General features: G+C 75.2%; 15 protein-coding genes. 9 read left to right on the forward strand and 6 right to left on the reverse strand.

The features are described from left to right. Positions 1 to 10: 10 nt before the first annotated feature. The gene (locus ACTWM8_RS22990) at positions 11 to 586 is read right to left on the reverse strand and encodes a copper resistance CopC family protein (RefSeq protein ID WP_446214637.1); all 576 of its coding nucleotides are present in this window, start codon (positions 584 to 586) and stop codon (positions 11 to 13) included. 271 nt (positions 587 to 857) lie between these two features. Here ACTWM8_RS22990 and ACTWM8_RS22995 point away from each other — a divergent pair, with 271 nt between their 5' ends. Beyond that, positions 858 to 1,526 carry a hypothetical protein gene (locus ACTWM8_RS22995; RefSeq protein WP_446210840.1) on the forward strand — a complete coding sequence of 223 codons (669 nt, stop codon included), beginning with the start codon at positions 858 to 860 and terminating at the stop codon, positions 1,524 to 1,526. 35 nt (positions 1,527 to 1,561) lie between these two features. Here ACTWM8_RS22995 and ACTWM8_RS23000 read toward each other — a convergent pair whose 3' ends face one another. From ACTWM8_RS23000 to ACTWM8_RS23010, 3 genes are all read right to left on the reverse strand, one after another. Continuing rightward, the gene (locus tag ACTWM8_RS23000; RefSeq protein ID WP_446210841.1) at positions 1,562 to 2,488 is read right to left on the reverse strand and encodes an NADP-dependent oxidoreductase; all 927 of its coding nucleotides are present in this window, start codon (positions 2,486 to 2,488) and stop codon (positions 1,562 to 1,564) included. A 36-nt stretch (positions 2,489 to 2,524) separates the two neighbouring features. After that, a complete protein-coding gene (locus ACTWM8_RS23005) occupies positions 2,525 to 2,932 on the reverse strand; it encodes a hypothetical protein (RefSeq protein ID WP_446210842.1) in 408 nt (135 codons plus the stop codon). 101 nt (positions 2,933 to 3,033) lie between these two features. Next, the gene (locus ACTWM8_RS23010) at positions 3,034 to 3,228 is read right to left on the reverse strand and encodes a hypothetical protein (protein WP_446210843.1); all 195 of its coding nucleotides are present in this window, start codon (positions 3,226 to 3,228) and stop codon (positions 3,034 to 3,036) included. Between the two features lie 204 nt (positions 3,229 to 3,432). Here ACTWM8_RS23010 and ACTWM8_RS23015 point away from each other — a divergent pair, with 204 nt between their 5' ends. The 8 genes from ACTWM8_RS23015 to ACTWM8_RS23050 all read left to right on the forward strand — a co-directional run bounded on the left by ACTWM8_RS23015 (position 3,433) and on the right by ACTWM8_RS23050 (position 11,488). After that, positions 3,433 to 4,671, forward strand: a complete 1,239-nt coding sequence (locus tag ACTWM8_RS23015) for a PucR family transcriptional regulator (protein ID WP_446214638.1) — start codon at positions 3,433 to 3,435, stop codon at positions 4,669 to 4,671. An 87-nt stretch (positions 4,672 to 4,758) separates the two neighbouring features. Next, on the forward strand, positions 4,759 to 5,928 hold the full coding sequence (locus ACTWM8_RS23020; RefSeq protein WP_446210844.1) for an acyltransferase domain-containing protein: 1,170 nt from the start codon (positions 4,759 to 4,761) through the stop codon (positions 5,926 to 5,928). After that, complete coding sequence (locus ACTWM8_RS23025) at positions 5,925 to 6,869, forward strand: beta-ketoacyl-ACP synthase III (RefSeq protein WP_154942643.1); 945 nt, start codon at positions 5,925 to 5,927, stop codon at positions 6,867 to 6,869. The genes ACTWM8_RS23020 and ACTWM8_RS23025 overlap by 4 nt, the downstream gene beginning before the upstream one ends. An 87-nt stretch (positions 6,870 to 6,956) precedes the next feature. Then, positions 6,957 to 7,196 carry an acyl carrier protein gene (locus tag ACTWM8_RS23030; RefSeq protein WP_088960922.1) on the forward strand — a complete coding sequence of 80 codons (240 nt, stop codon included), beginning with the start codon at positions 6,957 to 6,959 and terminating at the stop codon, positions 7,194 to 7,196. A gap of 2 nt (positions 7,197 to 7,198) precedes the next feature. Continuing rightward, complete coding sequence (gene fabF, locus ACTWM8_RS23035; RefSeq protein WP_446210845.1) at positions 7,199 to 8,425, forward strand: beta-ketoacyl-ACP synthase II; 1,227 nt, start codon at positions 7,199 to 7,201, stop codon at positions 8,423 to 8,425. Positions 8,426 to 8,447: 22 nt separating this feature from the next. After that, the gene (locus ACTWM8_RS23040; RefSeq protein WP_446210846.1) at positions 8,448 to 9,872 is read left to right on the forward strand and encodes an acyl-CoA carboxylase subunit beta; all 1,425 of its coding nucleotides are present in this window, start codon (positions 8,448 to 8,450) and stop codon (positions 9,870 to 9,872) included. Positions 9,873 to 10,059: 187 nt separating this feature from the next. Continuing rightward, a complete protein-coding gene (locus ACTWM8_RS23045) occupies positions 10,060 to 10,770 on the forward strand; it encodes a class I SAM-dependent methyltransferase (RefSeq protein WP_446210847.1) in 711 nt (236 codons plus the stop codon). An 85-nt stretch (positions 10,771 to 10,855) separates the two neighbouring features. Next, positions 10,856 to 11,488 (forward strand): lipoprotein, encoded by a 633-nt coding sequence (locus tag ACTWM8_RS23050; RefSeq protein WP_446210848.1) that lies wholly within the window; start codon positions 10,856 to 10,858, stop codon positions 11,486 to 11,488. 38 nt (positions 11,489 to 11,526) lie between these two features. On the opposite strand, the gene ACTWM8_RS23055 is transcribed toward ACTWM8_RS23050, so the two are convergent. Together ACTWM8_RS23055 and ACTWM8_RS23060 are read right to left on the reverse strand one after the other, a co-directional pair. After that, positions 11,527 to 13,806 (reverse strand): hypothetical protein, encoded by a 2,280-nt coding sequence (locus tag ACTWM8_RS23055; RefSeq protein ID WP_446210849.1) that lies wholly within the window; start codon positions 13,804 to 13,806, stop codon positions 11,527 to 11,529. After that, a complete protein-coding gene (locus ACTWM8_RS23060) occupies positions 13,803 to 14,843 on the reverse strand; it encodes a glycosyltransferase family 2 protein (protein WP_446210850.1) in 1,041 nt (346 codons plus the stop codon). The genes ACTWM8_RS23055 and ACTWM8_RS23060 overlap by 4 nt, the downstream gene beginning before the upstream one ends. Positions 14,844 to 14,919: the final 76 nt, after the last annotated feature.

Below are 14,919 nucleotides of genomic sequence, written 5' to 3' on the forward strand. Positions count from 1 at the left end.
GCGGGACCGGTCAGGAGCGGGTGGCGCGGCGGCGCAGCAGGACGGCGCCGAGCCCGGCCACCACCAGCCCGGCGACGACCAGCCAGGGCCAGACCGGCGTGCCGTCGTCGGAGCGGGCAGCGGGGACGGCCGGCCCGGCCGTCGTCGCGGCGCCCGTCGACGGCAACGCCGTCCCGACGGACGGCGACGGGGGCGCCGAGGACGGCGACGGCGACAGGGACGGCGAGGCCGGATCGGCCGGCGTACCGGTGGTGAGGGTGAAGCGCACCTCCCCCTTGACGGGATGGCCGTCGCTGGACGAGAGCTGGTAGCCGACGATGTAGAGGCCGGCCTTTCCGGGCTTGAACGGCACGGCGACCCGGCTGCCGACGAAGCGCGGCGCGCCGCCGGCGGCTGGCACGTTGTCCGGCCCGACCACTGTGATCTTCGTCGTAGCCGGGTCGACCCTGGACAGGAAACGAAGCTCGATCCGGGCGGGTGCCGCAGCGACCCGCGCGCCGTCGGCCGGGTCGCTGCCGGTCAGCGAGTTGTGCGCTGCTGCCGGCGTCGCCGGCAGCAGCAAAGACACACCGAGCGCCACGCCCATAACCGCTAGCGAGGTACGCGCCATACGTGCGACCCTGCCCCCCATGAACCCCTCCGCAAAGGTACGATCCGCCCGCTGATCAACGGCTGACCATTAGTCGGGCCCGGATCGCAGATAGTTCCAGATAATGGTCCAGCAGCTGCAACCTAGCGCCGTTCTGCGGAGTCTTTGAGATGGGGGATCCCCGGCCTGCGGGCACGGTCACCGCCATCGACGAGCAACGCGTGACCCTGCAGCACAGCCATCCATCGAACGGGGCGAGGAGGCGGCTATGGTCGGAAGGGTGAGGCGGCTGCTCGGCGTGGTGGTCGCGATGGCGGCAGCCGTGGTGCTCAGCGCCGGAATGGCCGCGCCCGCGCAGGCCACCAGCCCGCAACGGGCCGCCCCGAAGCCGCCCCCGGCCGGGGTGGACATCACCGGCGACGGGCTGACCGAGCCGCTGCGGCTGCGCGCCGACAGCCAGCCCGCCCACGTGCTCGCGGTGATCGATCAGGTCAACTGGTTCGGCCGTAGCGGCGCCGCCGCCGGTCCCAAGCGCGCCGACCTCGGTCCGAAGTACACGATCGTGGTGCTCGCCGGGGACGTGCCGAAGCAGACCTTCGACCTCTACCCGCTGGCCAAGGGCGGGCCCCGGGCCTACCGGCCGGCCAAGCAGCCGGACTCCCGCAAGACCAGCGCCGGTTGGTTCCTCGGCCGGCTCAACATGTCGGAGACGCTGCGTACCGCCGGGGTGCCGCTGGAGCGGCAGTTCGACACGGTCAGCGGCGGCGTCGGCGGCGGCGAGCGGGTCATCCCGGAGGACGCCCTCAACCCGGGCCGGGACATCGACGCCGCGATCAGCGAGTTGCAGCGCCTGCTGCTGCTCAACGCCGGGGTGATGCTGGTGATCACCTCCGGGCTGGCCGGGATCGCGCTGCTGGTCCGCCGCCGTACCCGCTGAGCCGCCCACCCGGGCGGCGCAGACCTCCAGCAGGCTCAGACCTCCAGCACCACCTTGCCGCGGACGTGCCCCGCCTCCACCAGGCGCTGCGCGTCCGCAGCCTGCGCCAGGGGGAACGTCCGTTCGACGTGCACGGTCAGCCGGCCGGCGTCGACCAGCCCGGCCAGCACGGTGAGGTCCTGGGTGGACGGTTTGACGAAGACGTAGCTGCCACCGAGCCGGGTCACGTGCTCCGGGTCGGCGGTGGAGATCAGCCGGGCCGGGCGGGTGAGCAGCTCGGCGGAGACGTCCAGCGCCTCCCCGCCGAACAGGTCCAGCGCCACGTCGACCCCGTCGGGCGCGACCGCGCAGAGCCGGTCGGCCAGGCCGTCGCCGTAGCTGACCGGCTCGGCACCGAGCGCGCGGACGAAGTCGTGGTTGGCCTCGCTCGCCGTGCCGATCACCCGGTCGGCGCCGAGCGCCCGGGCCACCTGCACGGCCAGGTGGCCGACCCCGCCCGAGGCCCCGTGCACCAGCACGGTGTCCCCCGCGCCGGTGCGCGCCGCCTGCAACGCCTGGTACGCGGTGAGCCCGGCCAGCGGCAGGCCGGCGGCCTCCGCCCAGGACGCCTGCGGCGGCTTGTCGGCCAGGCAGCGCTCGGGGGCCGGGACGAGTTCGGCGTACGTGCCGTACTGGAGGTCGTCGCGGCGGACGTACCCGATCACCTCGTCGCCGACCGCGAACCCGGCCACCGCCGGCCCCACCGCGACCACCTCGCCGGCGGCGTCCCAGCCGGGCACCAGCGGGAAGTGACCGGGGATCGCGGCGGCCAGGTGGCCCTCGCGGACCTTCCAGTCGACCGGGTTCACGCCCGCCCCGCGCACCCGCACCAGCACCGTGTCGGGGCCCACCGGCGGGTCCGGCAGATCCCGGAGGGCGAGTTGGTCGGCCGGGCCGTACGCGTCGATCGCGATCGCCTTCACCCTGCCCACGCTAGCGGCCGGACGGCCGCCGGGTGGTCAGCACCAGCGGTGCGGGGGCCGCTCCCGGCGGTCGGGGCGGCGGCTGGGGCGGACCGGGCCGTGCCGGTGCGCGCCGGCCCAGCCGGCCAGGTCGCTGCGGCAGGCCCGGGGGGTGGTCGGGTCGGGCTCGCCCGACGTGGCCGGCTCGCCGGCCGACGGGCGCGGGCCCGGCTCGACGCCGCGCGGCCGGGACGTCGCCGCCTCCGCAGGGGCCGGCTCGGCGGGACGCTGCCGGGGCACCGTCACCTCGTCGTCGGCCCGCTCGGGCGCCCGGCCGGCCTGCTCGGCCGGGCAGGGCACCGCCGCGAGCCGGCGGTGGGGCCGCAGCGGCCCCTGCTGCTCGTGGTTGCCGAGCCGGCAGGGCTCGCCCTGGGCGCAGCCGTGTTCGGCCTCCCCGTGCGCCATCCCGGTCTCCTCACGCTCGCGTCGCGCGCCGGGAGGTCGCCCCGGCGCCCACGTCACCGTACTGGCCGGCACCGACGCCGTGTGCAGCGCGTACCCGGGTGTCAGCGCTTCGGGCGGCGCGGAAAGATCGTCTCCCAGACCGGGAAGGCGACCAGCCAGAGCACGATGACCATCGTGCGGCTGCGGATCCGGTTCACCAGCTCGCGGATGCGCTCGGCGTCGTCGACGTAGATGATCGCCGCGCCGAGCAGGCCGCAGGCGATCGCCCAGCCGAGCAGCGCCCTGCCCTGTCCCACCAGCAGATCGCGCAGCGGCCGGCGATGGCGGAAAGCACCACAAAGACCCACGTGAGCCGGATCCTGGCGAAACCGGAGCTGCGCAGCCGGGTGCAGGCGGCCATCCTGGCCCAGGAGCTGGGGCTGACCGCGCCCCAGTGACCGCCCGGCGTGGATCGCCAGGTCAGCACGTGTCAGGCTGGACCGGTGAGCGAGCCGGGCGGGATGGAGCTGTCGGCCACGCTCCGCCGGATCGAACGGGCGGCGGGGGCGTTGGCCACCGCCAGCGTGGCCCGGATGGACGAGAGCCTGCCCTGGTTCCGCGAGCTCCCGGCCGACCAGCGCTCCTGGGTCATGCTGGTGGCCCAGGCCGGGGCCCGGTCCCTGGTGCAGTGGCTGCGCTCGGGCGGCGGCAGCGCGGACAGCACCCAGGAGGTCTCCGACGAGGTCTTCGCCACCGCGCCGGAGGCCCTCGCGCGCTCGATCAGCCTCCAGCAGACGGTGGCGCTGATCAAGGTGACCATCGACGTGGTCGAGGAGCAGGTGTCGCACCTGGCCGCCCCGGGCGAGGAGCAGCAGCTGCGCGAGGCGGTGCTGCGGTTCTCCCGGGAGATCGCCTTCGCCGCCGCCCGGGTGTACGCCCGGGCCGCCGAGTCCCGCGGGTCATGGGACGCCCGGCTCCAGGCGCTGCTGGTCGACGCGCTGCTGCGCGGCGACTCCCCCGACGTGCTGGCCAGCCGGGCGGCGGCGCTGGGCTGGTCGGACGCGCCGCCGGTGGCGGTGGCGGTGGGCCGCTCCCCCGGCGGCGAGGTGGCCGCCGTGCTGCACACCGTCTACCGGCAGGCCCGCCGGATCGGCGTGGAGGTGATCGGCGGCGTGCACGGCGACCGGCTGGTCATCGTGCTCGGCGGGGCGGCGGACCCGGTGGCCGCCACCGAGAAGCTGCTGCCCGCGTTCGGCGAGGGGCCGGTGGTGGTGGGGCCGGCCGTACCCAGCCTGGACGAGGCGACGGAGTCGGCGCGGGCGGCGCTCGCCGGGTTCCGCGCCGCGTCGGCCTGGCCGACCGCACCGCGCCCGGTGCCGGCGGCGGAGCTGCTGCCCGAGCGGGCCCTCGCCGGCGACGCCGAGGCCCGCCGGCGGCTGCGGCACGACGTGTACGCGGCGCTGGTGCGCGCGGGCGGCGAGCTGCTGGAGACCCTGGACGCCTTCTTCACCGCGGGCGGGACGCTGGAGAGCGCGGCCCGGTCGCTGTTCGTGCACCCGAACACGGTCCGCTACCGGCTGCGCCGGATCGCCGAGGTCACCGGCTTCTCGCCGCTGTCGCCCCGGGACGCGTTCGCCCTCCAGGTGGCGCTGACCGTCGGTCGGCTCGACCCGGTCGTCCCGGCGGTCACGCCCGTCCCGACCCAGACAATGACCCCAGGCGTCAGGAAAACGTCACAGACGGGTGATGACCGCCGTTGATTTTTGTAGGATCCCTCCAAAGGTTCTAGTGCGGTTTGGTCGGTGCCAGTACAGCGCTACCCAGAGGTATCCAGGAGAGTCATAGACGTGCTCGCCGTACTCTCCCCCGGCCAGGGTTCCCAGAAACCCGGCTTCCTGACCCCCTGGCTCGACCTGCCCGGCACCGAGGCCCGCCTGCGGTGGTGGTCCGCGCTCGCCGGGGTCGACCTGGTGCACCTCGGCACCGAGGCCGACGCCGACGAGATCAAGGACACCGCCCGGACGCAGCCGCTGCTGGTCGCGGCGGCCCTGCTCGCCGCCGAGCACCTGCCGATGTACGACGTCGCGGTCACCGCCGGCCACAGCGTCGGCGAGCTCGGCGCCGCCGCGCTCGCCGGGGTCCTCCCGGCCGAGGCGGCGATCACCCTCGCCGGGGTACGCGGCCGGGAGATGGCCGCCGCCTGCGCCCTGGAGCCCACCGGGATGGCCGCCGTGCTCGGCGGCGACCCGGACGAGGTGCTCGCCGCGATCACGGCGCACGGGCTGCACCCGGCCAACCGCAACGGCGCCGGCCAGATCGTCGCCGCCGGGGCGCTCGACGCGCTGGACAAGCTCGCCGCCGAGCCGCCCGCGAAGGCCCGGATCACCCGGCTCAAGGTCGCCGGCGCGTTCCACACCCCGTACATGGCCCCCGCCGAGGCCGCGCTGGCCGGCGTGGCCGCCGGGATCACCCCGGCCGAGCCGGCCCGGATCCTGCTGTCCAACCTCGACGGCTCGGCGGTCAACCACGGTCGGGAGATGGTGCAGCGGCTGGTCCGCCAGGTCACCGCGCCGGTCCGCTGGGACCTGTGCATGCGCACCCTGGCCGACCTCGGCGTCACCGGCGTGATCGAGCTGCCCCCGGCCGGCACCCTGGCCGGGCTGATCAAGCGGGAGCTGAAGGCCACCGGCGGGCCCGAGATCGTCACCCTCAACACCCCCGACGACCTGCCGGCCGCGCGCGACCTGATCGCCCGGCACAGCGGGCTGCGCGGTCACGAGCCGGTGGTCCAGTTCCGGGTGGTGGTCTCCCCCGCCGCCGGGACGTTCGAACCGACCGCCGACCTCGCCGAGGGCGCCGACCTGCGCACCGGCCAGGTGATCGGCCACATCGCGACCCGGCAGGGGCCGGTCGAGGTGACCGCGCACGACAGCGGCCTGCTCACCGAGTGGCTCGCCCACCACGACGACCCGGTCGCGCCGGGCCAACCCCTCGCCCGCATCGGAGGCCACGTATGACCGGCAGTCGGATCCTCGCGATGGGCCACTACCAGCCCTCCCGCATCGTCACCAACGACGACATCGCCCAGCTGGTCGACACCAACGACGAGTGGATCCGGGACCGGGTCGGCATCGTCACCCGGCGGATCGCCGACGGGGAGACGGTGGCCGACATGGCGACCGCCGCCGCCGGCAAGGCGCTGGCCAACTCCGGCCTCACCGCCGCCGACATCGACCTCGTCGTCGTGGCCACCTGCACGTCGGTCGACCGCAGCCCGAACGTGGCCTGCCGGGTCGCCGCCAAGCTGGGCATCGCCGCCCCGGGCGCGTACGACATCAACACCGCCTGCTCCGGCTTCGCGTACGCCCTCGGCACCGTGGACCACGCGATCCGGGCCGGGGCGGCGCGCAACGCGATCGTCGTCGGCGCGGAGAAGCTTTCCGACTTCACCGACTGGACCGACCGCTCCACCTGCATCATCTTCGGCGACGGCGCCGGGGCCGCGGTGGTCACCGCCGCCGCCGAGGGCGAGCCGGCCGGGGTCGGCCCGGTGGTCTGGGGCTCGGTGCCGGAGAAGAGCGACGCGGTACGCATCGAGGGCTGGCGCCCGTACATCGCGCAGGAGGGTCAGGCGGTCTTCCGCTGGGCCACCACCGCGCTGGCGCCGCTCGCCCTGCAGGCCTGCGAGCGGGCCGGGGTCGACCCGTCGGAGCTGGCCGCGTTCGTGCCGCACCAGGCCAACGCCCGGATCATCGACGGCATCGCGAAGCGGCTGAACATCCCGCAGGCGATCATCGCCAAGGACATCGTCGAGTCCGGCAACACCTCGGCGGCGAGCGTGCCGCTGGCCCTGTCCAAGCTGATCGAGCGGCGGGAGGTGCCCTCGGGCGCCCCGGTGCTGCTGTTCGGCTTCGGCGGCGGCCTGACCTACGCCGGTCAGGTCGTCCGCTGCCCCTGAGACCCCCTCCGGCGCGCCAGCGCCGAGGAGTGGCGGTCGGCGCGTCGCCGCCCGCCGAGTAACCCCCGATGAAAGGAACCAACCGAAATGACCCGTGACGAGATCACCACCGGCCTCGCCGAGATCCTCGAAGAGGTTGCCGGGGTGAACCCGGACGACGTGGCCGAGGGGAAGTCCTTCACCGACGACCTCGATGTCGACTCGCTCTCCATGGTGGAGGTCGTGGTGGCGGCCGAGGAGAAGTTCGGCGTCAAGATCCCGGACAACGAGGTGCAGAACCTCAAGACCGTCGGCGACGCCGTCACCTACATCGAGGCGCAGTCCTGATCATGAGTCGCATCGACGTCGTCGTCACCGGGCTCGGCGCGACCACCCCGCTGGGCGGGGACGTCGCGTCGACCTGGGACGCCATGCTCGCCGGCCGCTCCGGGGTGAGTGCGCTCACCCAGGAGTGGGCCGGGCAGCTGCCGGTCCGGATCGCGGCCCAGCTGGCGGTCGACCCGGCCGGCCTGCTGGACCGGGTCAAGCTGCGCCGGCTCGACCGTTCCGAGGCGATCGCGATCATCGCGGCGCAGCAGGCCTGGGCGGACGCCGGCCTGGCCGACAACGGGCCCGACCCGGACCGGCTGGGCGTCAGCGTCGGCTCCGGCATCGGCGGCGCGCTGACCCTGCTCGCCCAGGACGACATCCTGGAGGCGTCCGGCCCGCGCCGGGTCTCCCCGCACACCATCCCGATGCTGATGCCCAACGGCCCCGCCGCCTGGGTGGGGCTGGAGCTGGGCGCCCGGGCGGGCGTCCACTCGGTGGCCAGCGCCTGCGCGACCGGCGCGGAGGCCATCGCGCTCGGCATGGACATGATCCGTGCCGGCCGGGCCGACGTGGTGGTGGCCGGCGGCACCGAGGCGGTCATCCACCAGCTGCCGATCGCCGGCTTCAGCTCGATGCGGGCCATGTCGACCCGCAACGACGAGCCGGAGCGGGCCTCCCGCCCCTGGGACAAGGGCCGTGACGGGTTCGTGCTCGGCGAGGGCGCCGGCATCCTGGTGCTGGAGCGGGCCGAGCACGCGGCCGCCCGGGGCGCCCGGGTGTACGCGCGGCTGGCCGGTTCGGGCATCACCTCCGACGGCTACGACATCGTCCAGCCGCACCCGGACGGTGCGGGCGCGATCCGGGCCATCGCCAAGGCGATCGCCGACGCGGACGTGGCGAAGTCCGACATCGTCCACGTCAACGCGCACGCCACCTCGACCCCGGTCGGGGACATCGCCGAGATCAAGGCGCTGCACGAGGCGCTCGGCGACCACCCGGTGCTGACCGCCACCAAGTCCATGTCCGGTCACCTGCTGGGCGCGGCGGGCGCGCTGGAGTCGATCGCCACGATCCTGGCGATCCGCGACGGTGTCGTACCCCCGACGATCAACCTCGATGACCCGGACGACGGCCTCACTCTGGACGTGGCCGCCAACAAGGCGCGCCACATGGACATCCCCGCCGCGCTGAACAACTCGTTCGGCTTCGGCGGACACAACGTGGCTCTCGTCTTCACGCGGGCCTGAGACCACAGCCTTGGAGGCTCACGTGACCACCACCGCCGTCGGTGCGGACACATCCACCGTGGACTACCGGGATCCGGAGCTGCGCCTCCGGGCCCTGTTCGACGCCGGTTCGCTGCGCCTGCTGGCACCGCGGGACACCTCCGGCGTCCTCTGGGCGCGGGGTGAGATCGACGGCACGCCGGCGATCGCGTACGCCACGGACGCCACGAAGATGGGCGGCGCGATGGGCACCGAGGGGTGCCGGCACATCGTCGACGCGATCGACACCGCCGTCCGGGAGCGGGTGCCGGTGCTCGGCCTGTGGCACTCCGGCGGCGCGCGGCTGGCCGAGGGCGTGGTCGCGCTCGACGCCGTCGGGCAGGTCTTCGCCGCCATGGTGCGCGCCTCCGGCCGGGTGCCGCAGATCTCGGTGGTGCTCGGACCGGCGGCCGGTGGCGCGGCGTACGGGCCGGCGCTGACCGACATCGTGGTGATGAGCGGCGCCGGGCGGATCTTCGTCACCGGGCCCGAGGTGGTCCGCAGCGTCACCGGCGAGCAGGTCGACATGGCGCGGCTCGGCGGCCCCGAGCCGCACGGCCGGCGCTCCGGCGTGGTGCACGTGACCTGCGCCGACGACGAGGCGGCGATGGTCGAGTCGCGCAAGCTCGCCGCGCTGCTCGGCCGCCAGGGCCGGCTCTCCCCCGACGACGTGGCGACCGGCGTCGAGGACGGGCACGACCTGATGGCGAAGATGCCCGCCGAGACCAACCGGGCGTACGACGTCAAGCCGGTGGTCAAGGCGCTGCTGGACGCCCCCGGCGTGGAGCTGCACGCCAAGTGGGCGCCGAACGTGGTCACCACGCTCGGCCGGTTCGCCGGCCGGACGGTCGGCGTGATCGCCAACAACCCGCTGCGGCTGGGTGGCTGCCTCGACGCGTCCAGCGCCGAGAAGGCGGCCCGCTTCGTGCGGATGTGCGACTCGCTCGGGGTGCCGCTGATCGTGCTGGTCGACGTGCCCGGCTACCTGCCCGGCCTGGGCCAGGAGTGGGACGGCGTGGTCCGGCGCGGGGCGAAGCTGCTGCACGCCTTCGCCGAGGCGGTGGTGCCGCGGGTGACGCTGGTGACCCGCAAGGCGTACGGCGGGGCGTACATCGCGATGAACTCCCGCTCGCTCGGCGCGACCGCGGTCTTCGCCTGGCCGAACGCGGAGGTCGCGGTGATGGGCGCCAGCGCGGCGGTCAACATCCTGCACCGCAAGAAGCTCGCCGCCGCCCCGGCGGAGGAGCGCGAGACGCTGCGCGCGCAGCTGATCGAGGAGCAGACCCGGGTCGCCGGCGGGGTGAACCGGGCACTGGAGATCGGCGTGGTGGACGACGTGATCAAGCCGGAGGAGACCCGGCGCCGGATCGCCGAGGCGCTCGCCGGGGCGCCCGCCGCGCGGGGCGCGCACGGCAACATCCCGCTGTAGCACCGGTCGTACCAGTCAGGGTCCGCGCCTATTCGGGCGCGGGCCCTGACCGCGTCTCAGCCCCGGTTGCGTGGGTGCTGCCGGGCGGTCCGCTCGTTGCCCCGGCGGTAGTTGCCGGTCCACTCCTCGATGCGGTCACCAACCGGGCGGTTAGGGTGAGGGCCGCCGAACCCGCGAGGAGCACGCCGTGGAAGCGACGGAGATCCGCAAGCTCGCCGCGCTCGAGGACGCCCACTGGTGGTACCGCGAGCGGCGTGCCCTGCTGGCCCGGTCGCTGCGCCGGCTGGCCGCGGCCGGGGCACGTCCCGGGCGGGCGCTGGACGTCGGCGCGGCCGGCGGCGGCAACACCCGGGTGCTGCGGGCGCACGGGTGGCGCCCGCTGGCCCTGGAGTACAGCGTCGACGGCGCCGGGGTGGCCCGGGAACGCGGGCTCGACGTGATCCGGGCCGACGCCCGGCACCTGCCCGTCGGATCGGCGAGCCTCGGCCTGGTGGTCGCCTTCGACATCCTCGAACACTTCGACGAGGACCACCTGGCCGCCGCCGAGATCCGCCGCACGCTGCGCCCAGGCGGGACGGCCCTGATCGCGGTGCCCTGCGACATGGCGCTCTGGTCGGCCCACGACGTGGCGGTCGGGCACGTCCGCCGCTACGACCGGGAGTCGCTGCGGGCGGTGGTGGAGAAGGCCGGCCTGGTGGTCGACGAGCTGTGGAGCTGGAACGTCCTGCTCCGCCCGGTCGCCGCCTGGCGGCGCCGCACCTCCACCGGCAGCGACCTGGGCGAGCTGCACCCGCTGGTCAACCTGGGGCTGCGCACGGTCGTCACCGCCGAGCGGTACCTGCCGGTGCGGTCGCTGCCCGGGGTCTCGCTGATGCTGCGGGCCCACCGCCCGGCCTGAACCGCCCACCCCGCAAGGGGTCCCGTCCGCTAGCATCGGCCGGCCGTCGCATCGACGGCACGAGATCCGACGGGGGACGTGACAGATGATCCGACGGGTGGCCGTACTGGCCGCGCTCACCCTGACCGTGGCGACCGGCTGTGCCGAGGACGCGAAGGAGCCCGCCGTGGCGCCGTCGCCGTCGCCGTCGGCCAGCCCGACCGCCTCGCCGATCGCGGCCGGTGCACCCTGGTACGACGAGGTCGCCCCGGCCGCCGCCGGCACCACGGTCGGCCCGGAGGGCAGCACCTGCCCGCTGCCGATCACCTTCTCGGTGCCGGCGAAGTGGAAGGTCAAGGCGGTCACCTCCGGCAAGGACTTCCAGATCGGACCGGCGGTGCCGCTCTGCGAGATCGACGCGAAGCCGGCCGGGCACATCGGCTTCCTGCGGGTCTGGCGGGTCGAGGGGGCGACGCCCCGGACGCCGCAGATCACCCTGGACAAGTTCATCGACGATTACGGCTCGGCCGAGGAGCGGCAGTACCGGCGCACCAAGGCCGGCCCGCTGGACTCGTTCGAGGCGACCTGGACCGGTGACGACGGACGGAAGCGGGCGATCCTGGTGTCCAGCCTCTACGGCAAGATCCTGGTCACCCTCGGCGGGGCGGACGACGAGGAGTTCACCGCGATGCTCCCGGCGTACCAGCTGGCCAAGTCGAGCACCAACCTGCCGAAGTGACCGCCGGGCGCCCGGCCCGCCACCCGGCGGGCCGGGCGTCAACGCAGGCGGTAGACGGCCATCCGCGCGTTCTCGTGGCGCAGGTCGGCCAGCTCGGCCAGGTCCGGGGACTCCGGGTCGACCGTGCGGTCGACCACCAGCCAGCGCACGCCGTACCGGTCGCGCAGCTCGGCCAGGCCGGCGGCGGTGGGCGCGGTGAACGCGGCGTCGTTGGCGCGCAGCCGCTCGGCGTCCCAGAACGGGGCGTACGGGCCTTCGGGCCGGCCCACCATCCGGGGCGCGAACGCCCAGCCCTCCACCAGCACCGGCCGTTCGGCGTAGCCGCTGAGCCAGAACGAGCGGGCGTCGCACCAGCCGCTCACCACCACCCGGCAGTGCACGTTGGTGGCCAGCACGTCCTCCGGCGCGCTGTGCGCGCGCACCCAGCGGGCCGCCTGCACCCGGGAGGCCGGCATCCGCTCCACCGCGTACGCCCCGCCGTTGGTGAAGTGCCGGGCCGCCGCCGCGTCGAGCACCAGGCCCGGCGCGCCGGCCACCAGCACCGCGGTGAGCAGCACCAGCGGGCCCCGGCCGGCCAGCCCGGGCCAGCGGTCGACCAGCCCCGGCCAGAGCAGGGCCACCAGGACGACCGCCACCAGCAGGGCCGCCGCCCAGCAGAGCAGCGGCAGCACCGCGGCGTACGGCCGGTCGGGCGGCACGGTCGCCGGGAAGCGCAGCTGGTACGCGGTCAGCGCCAGCGCGAGGCCGGCCGCGCCCGCGCCGAGCAGCACCCGTCCCCGGGTGGTGAGCGCGGCCCGGTCCAGCAGCTCGACGAAGCCCCAGCCGGACAGCAGCACCCCGAACGCGAAGCCGGTCCGGGTGAAGTACTGGTTGCTGCTGCCCGGGTGGGCGAGCAGCAGGTAGACCGCCGGACCGGCCAGCGCCCCGCCGAGCAGGAAGACCTGCGCCGGCTCCAGCCGCCACCGGCGCAGCCTCAGCAGCGCCACCACGCCGGCGAGGCGGAGCTGGAGGTTGAGCAGGAAGGCGACCAGGACCCCGGCCCAGAGCAGCGCGGTCACCGGGCCGGAGTGCCCCTCGCCGACGTACGGGCGCAGCCCGGAGAAGGGCCCCACGGTCACCCCGTGGCTCTCGAAGGCGAAGAGGACGGCGGTGGCGAACACCTGCGCCGCCAGGGCCAGCGCCGCCGCGACGAGCACCGGCCGAGGCGGCCGCCGCCGGGTCACCAGCAGCACCGCGACGGTGAATGCCAGCGCGGCCAGCACCACCGGCACCGAGCTGGCCTTGGCCCCGGTGGAGGCGGCGAGCAGCAGGACCGCCAGCATCCAGGCGCCCCGGCCCACCGGCGGGACGGTGCTGCCCCGGGCCCGGCCGACGATCTCGGCCAGCACGGCGATCAGCGGCAGCAGCAGCACCCAGCTGTACGTCATCGACGGGCTGCCCCAGACGATGAAGGTGACCTGGCTGCCGAAGAGCTGCCGCAGCCCGTTCTCGAAGCCGAACTCCCCCACGGTGAACATCAGCCCGGCGGCGACCAGCCCGGCGTACGGCCGGCCGGTGACCCGCCAGCCGACCACCGCGACCAGCACGGCGGCGAGCGCACAGAGCGCCGGCACGGCGAGCCGGAAGAAGACCGTGGGCAGGTCGACGCCGCTGACCAGGCTGGCTGCCGCGAGGTGGGCGAAGCCGAACCAGTGGTAGTGCAGCGGCTCGCCGGCCACCTGGGGGACCTCCGGGGGCACCTGGTGGGTGGCCGCGCCGGCCAGCGAGAGCTGGAACGCCAGGTCGATGTACTGGGCCTGCCCCTCGTCGGTGGGCAGCACCGGGTTGACCCGCAGGAACGACTCGCTGAGGTAGAGGGTGAACCCGGCGACCACCCCGGCGAGCGACCAGGCCCAGCCGGTCGGCACCGAGGTCGTCGCACCGGTCCGCCAGTGCCGGCGCAGCCGGGGCACGGCGGCGTACGGCAGCAGCACCGCCACCGGCCAGAGCCGCAGCCAGCCCGGCAGGCCGGCGGCGGTGCAGGCGGCCCAGGCGACCAGCTCCAGCACCAGCCCGAGGGCGCTGCCCATCGCCACGTCCTCGACCAGCGTGTGCGGCCGGCGGCGCAGCGTGCGCCAGAGCAGCGTGCCGGGCAGCGCCACGGCGAGCGCGGCGTAGAGCGTGTAGCGGATCAGGTCCGCTGCGGGGGTGCCGGCGGCCAGCAGGGTGACCGCGACGACGGCGTACCCGGAGAGAGCCGGCGCGAAGCGGGCCGGGGCCGGCCGGCGGCGCGGCGCGGCGGCGGCCCGGGCGGCGTCGCCGGTGGCGAGGGCGGTCACCGCAGGCTGTCGGCCAGCTCGCCCGCGCCCGCCGGGCCGGCGGCGTCCGCTCCGGCCGCCGGGCCGTCGGGGCTGTCGGGGCTGTCGGCGCTGTCGGCGCTGTCGGCGCTGTCGGCGGCGACGAAGTACGCCGGCCGGCCCTGCACGGCGGTGTAGATCCGGGCCACGTACTCGCCGAGCAGGCCGAGGCAGAGCAGTTGCACCGCGCCGAGGAAGAGCACCGCCACGTAGAGCGAGGGCCAGCCGGAGACAGTGGACCCGGCCAGCCAGGCCAGGACGGCCACCACCACCAGCACCCCGCAGACCGCCACCCCGGCCAGCCCGAGCCAGGTGGCGACGCGCAGCGGCGCGGCGGAGAAGCTGGTGACGCTCTCGGCGGCCAGCCCGGCCATCCGGGACAGCGGGTACTTCGTCCGCCCGGCGGCCCGCTCGTCGCGCTGGTAGCTGACCTCGCCGCTGGGGAAGCCGAGCCAGGGCACCACCAGCCGCAGCACCGGGCTGCGCTCGGGCAGCTCCCGCAGCGCCTCGACGGCGGCGCGGCTGAGCAGCCGGAAGTCGCCGGCCTGGGCGGGCACCTGCTTGCCGACCAGGCGGCGCATCAGCCGGTAGTAGCCGGCTGCGGTCCACCGCTTGAACGCGCTGTCGGTGCGGCGGTCGGCCCGGACGCCGTAGACGATGTCGAGGTCGTCGTCGCGGGCGAGGCGGAGCATCTCGACGATCGTCTCCGGCGGGTCCTGGAGGTCGGCGTCGATGCTGACCACGTACCGGCCACGGGCCCGGAGCACCCCGGCGACCAGGGCCGCCTGGTGGCCGCTGTTGCGGCGCAGCCGCAGCACCCGCAGCTGGGGCCAGCCGGCGCGCAGCGCGGCCAGCCCGGCCCCGGTGCCGTCGGTGCTGCCGTCGTCAACGGCCACCACCTCGTACGCCTCGCCGAGGCCGTCGAGGACCGCGCGCAGCCGCCGGGCGAGCAGCGGCAGGACGCTCTCCTCGTCGAACATCGGCACCACCACCGAGAGGGCCGGCTCCGGTCGCGTCACGGCGCTCGCCCCTCCCGCGCGTCTTTCCCCTGGTGGACCACCGCACGCTATCAGCCGGACGGGCTCCGTCCGGGCC

This window comes from Micromonospora sp. IBSANI012, from assembly GCF_052814045.1.

Bases quoted from the DNA above. Each gene is read 5' to 3' on its own strand.
- ACTWM8_RS23050 (WP_446210848.1), top strand. From the start codon at position 10,856: ATGATCCGACGGGTGGCCGTACTGGCCGCGCTCACCCTGACCGTGGCG.
- ACTWM8_RS23005 (WP_446210842.1), bottom strand. From the start codon at position 2,932: ATGGCGCACGGGGAGGCCGAACACGGCTGCGCCCAGGGCGAGCCCTGC.
- fabF (WP_446210845.1), top strand. From the start codon at position 7,199: ATGAGTCGCATCGACGTCGTCGTCACCGGGCTCGGCGCGACCACCCCG.
- ACTWM8_RS23030 (WP_088960922.1), top strand. From the start codon at position 6,957: ATGACCCGTGACGAGATCACCACCGGCCTCGCCGAGATCCTCGAAGAG.
- ACTWM8_RS22990 (WP_446214637.1), bottom strand. From the start codon at position 586: ATGGGCGTGGCGCTCGGTGTGTCTTTGCTGCTGCCGGCGACGCCGGCA.
- ACTWM8_RS23025 (WP_154942643.1), top strand. From the start codon at position 5,925: ATGACCGGCAGTCGGATCCTCGCGATGGGCCACTACCAGCCCTCCCGC.
- ACTWM8_RS23015 (WP_446214638.1), top strand. From the start codon at position 3,433: ATGGAGCTGTCGGCCACGCTCCGCCGGATCGAACGGGCGGCGGGGGCG.
- ACTWM8_RS22995 (WP_446210840.1), top strand. From the start codon at position 858: ATGGTCGGAAGGGTGAGGCGGCTGCTCGGCGTGGTGGTCGCGATGGCG.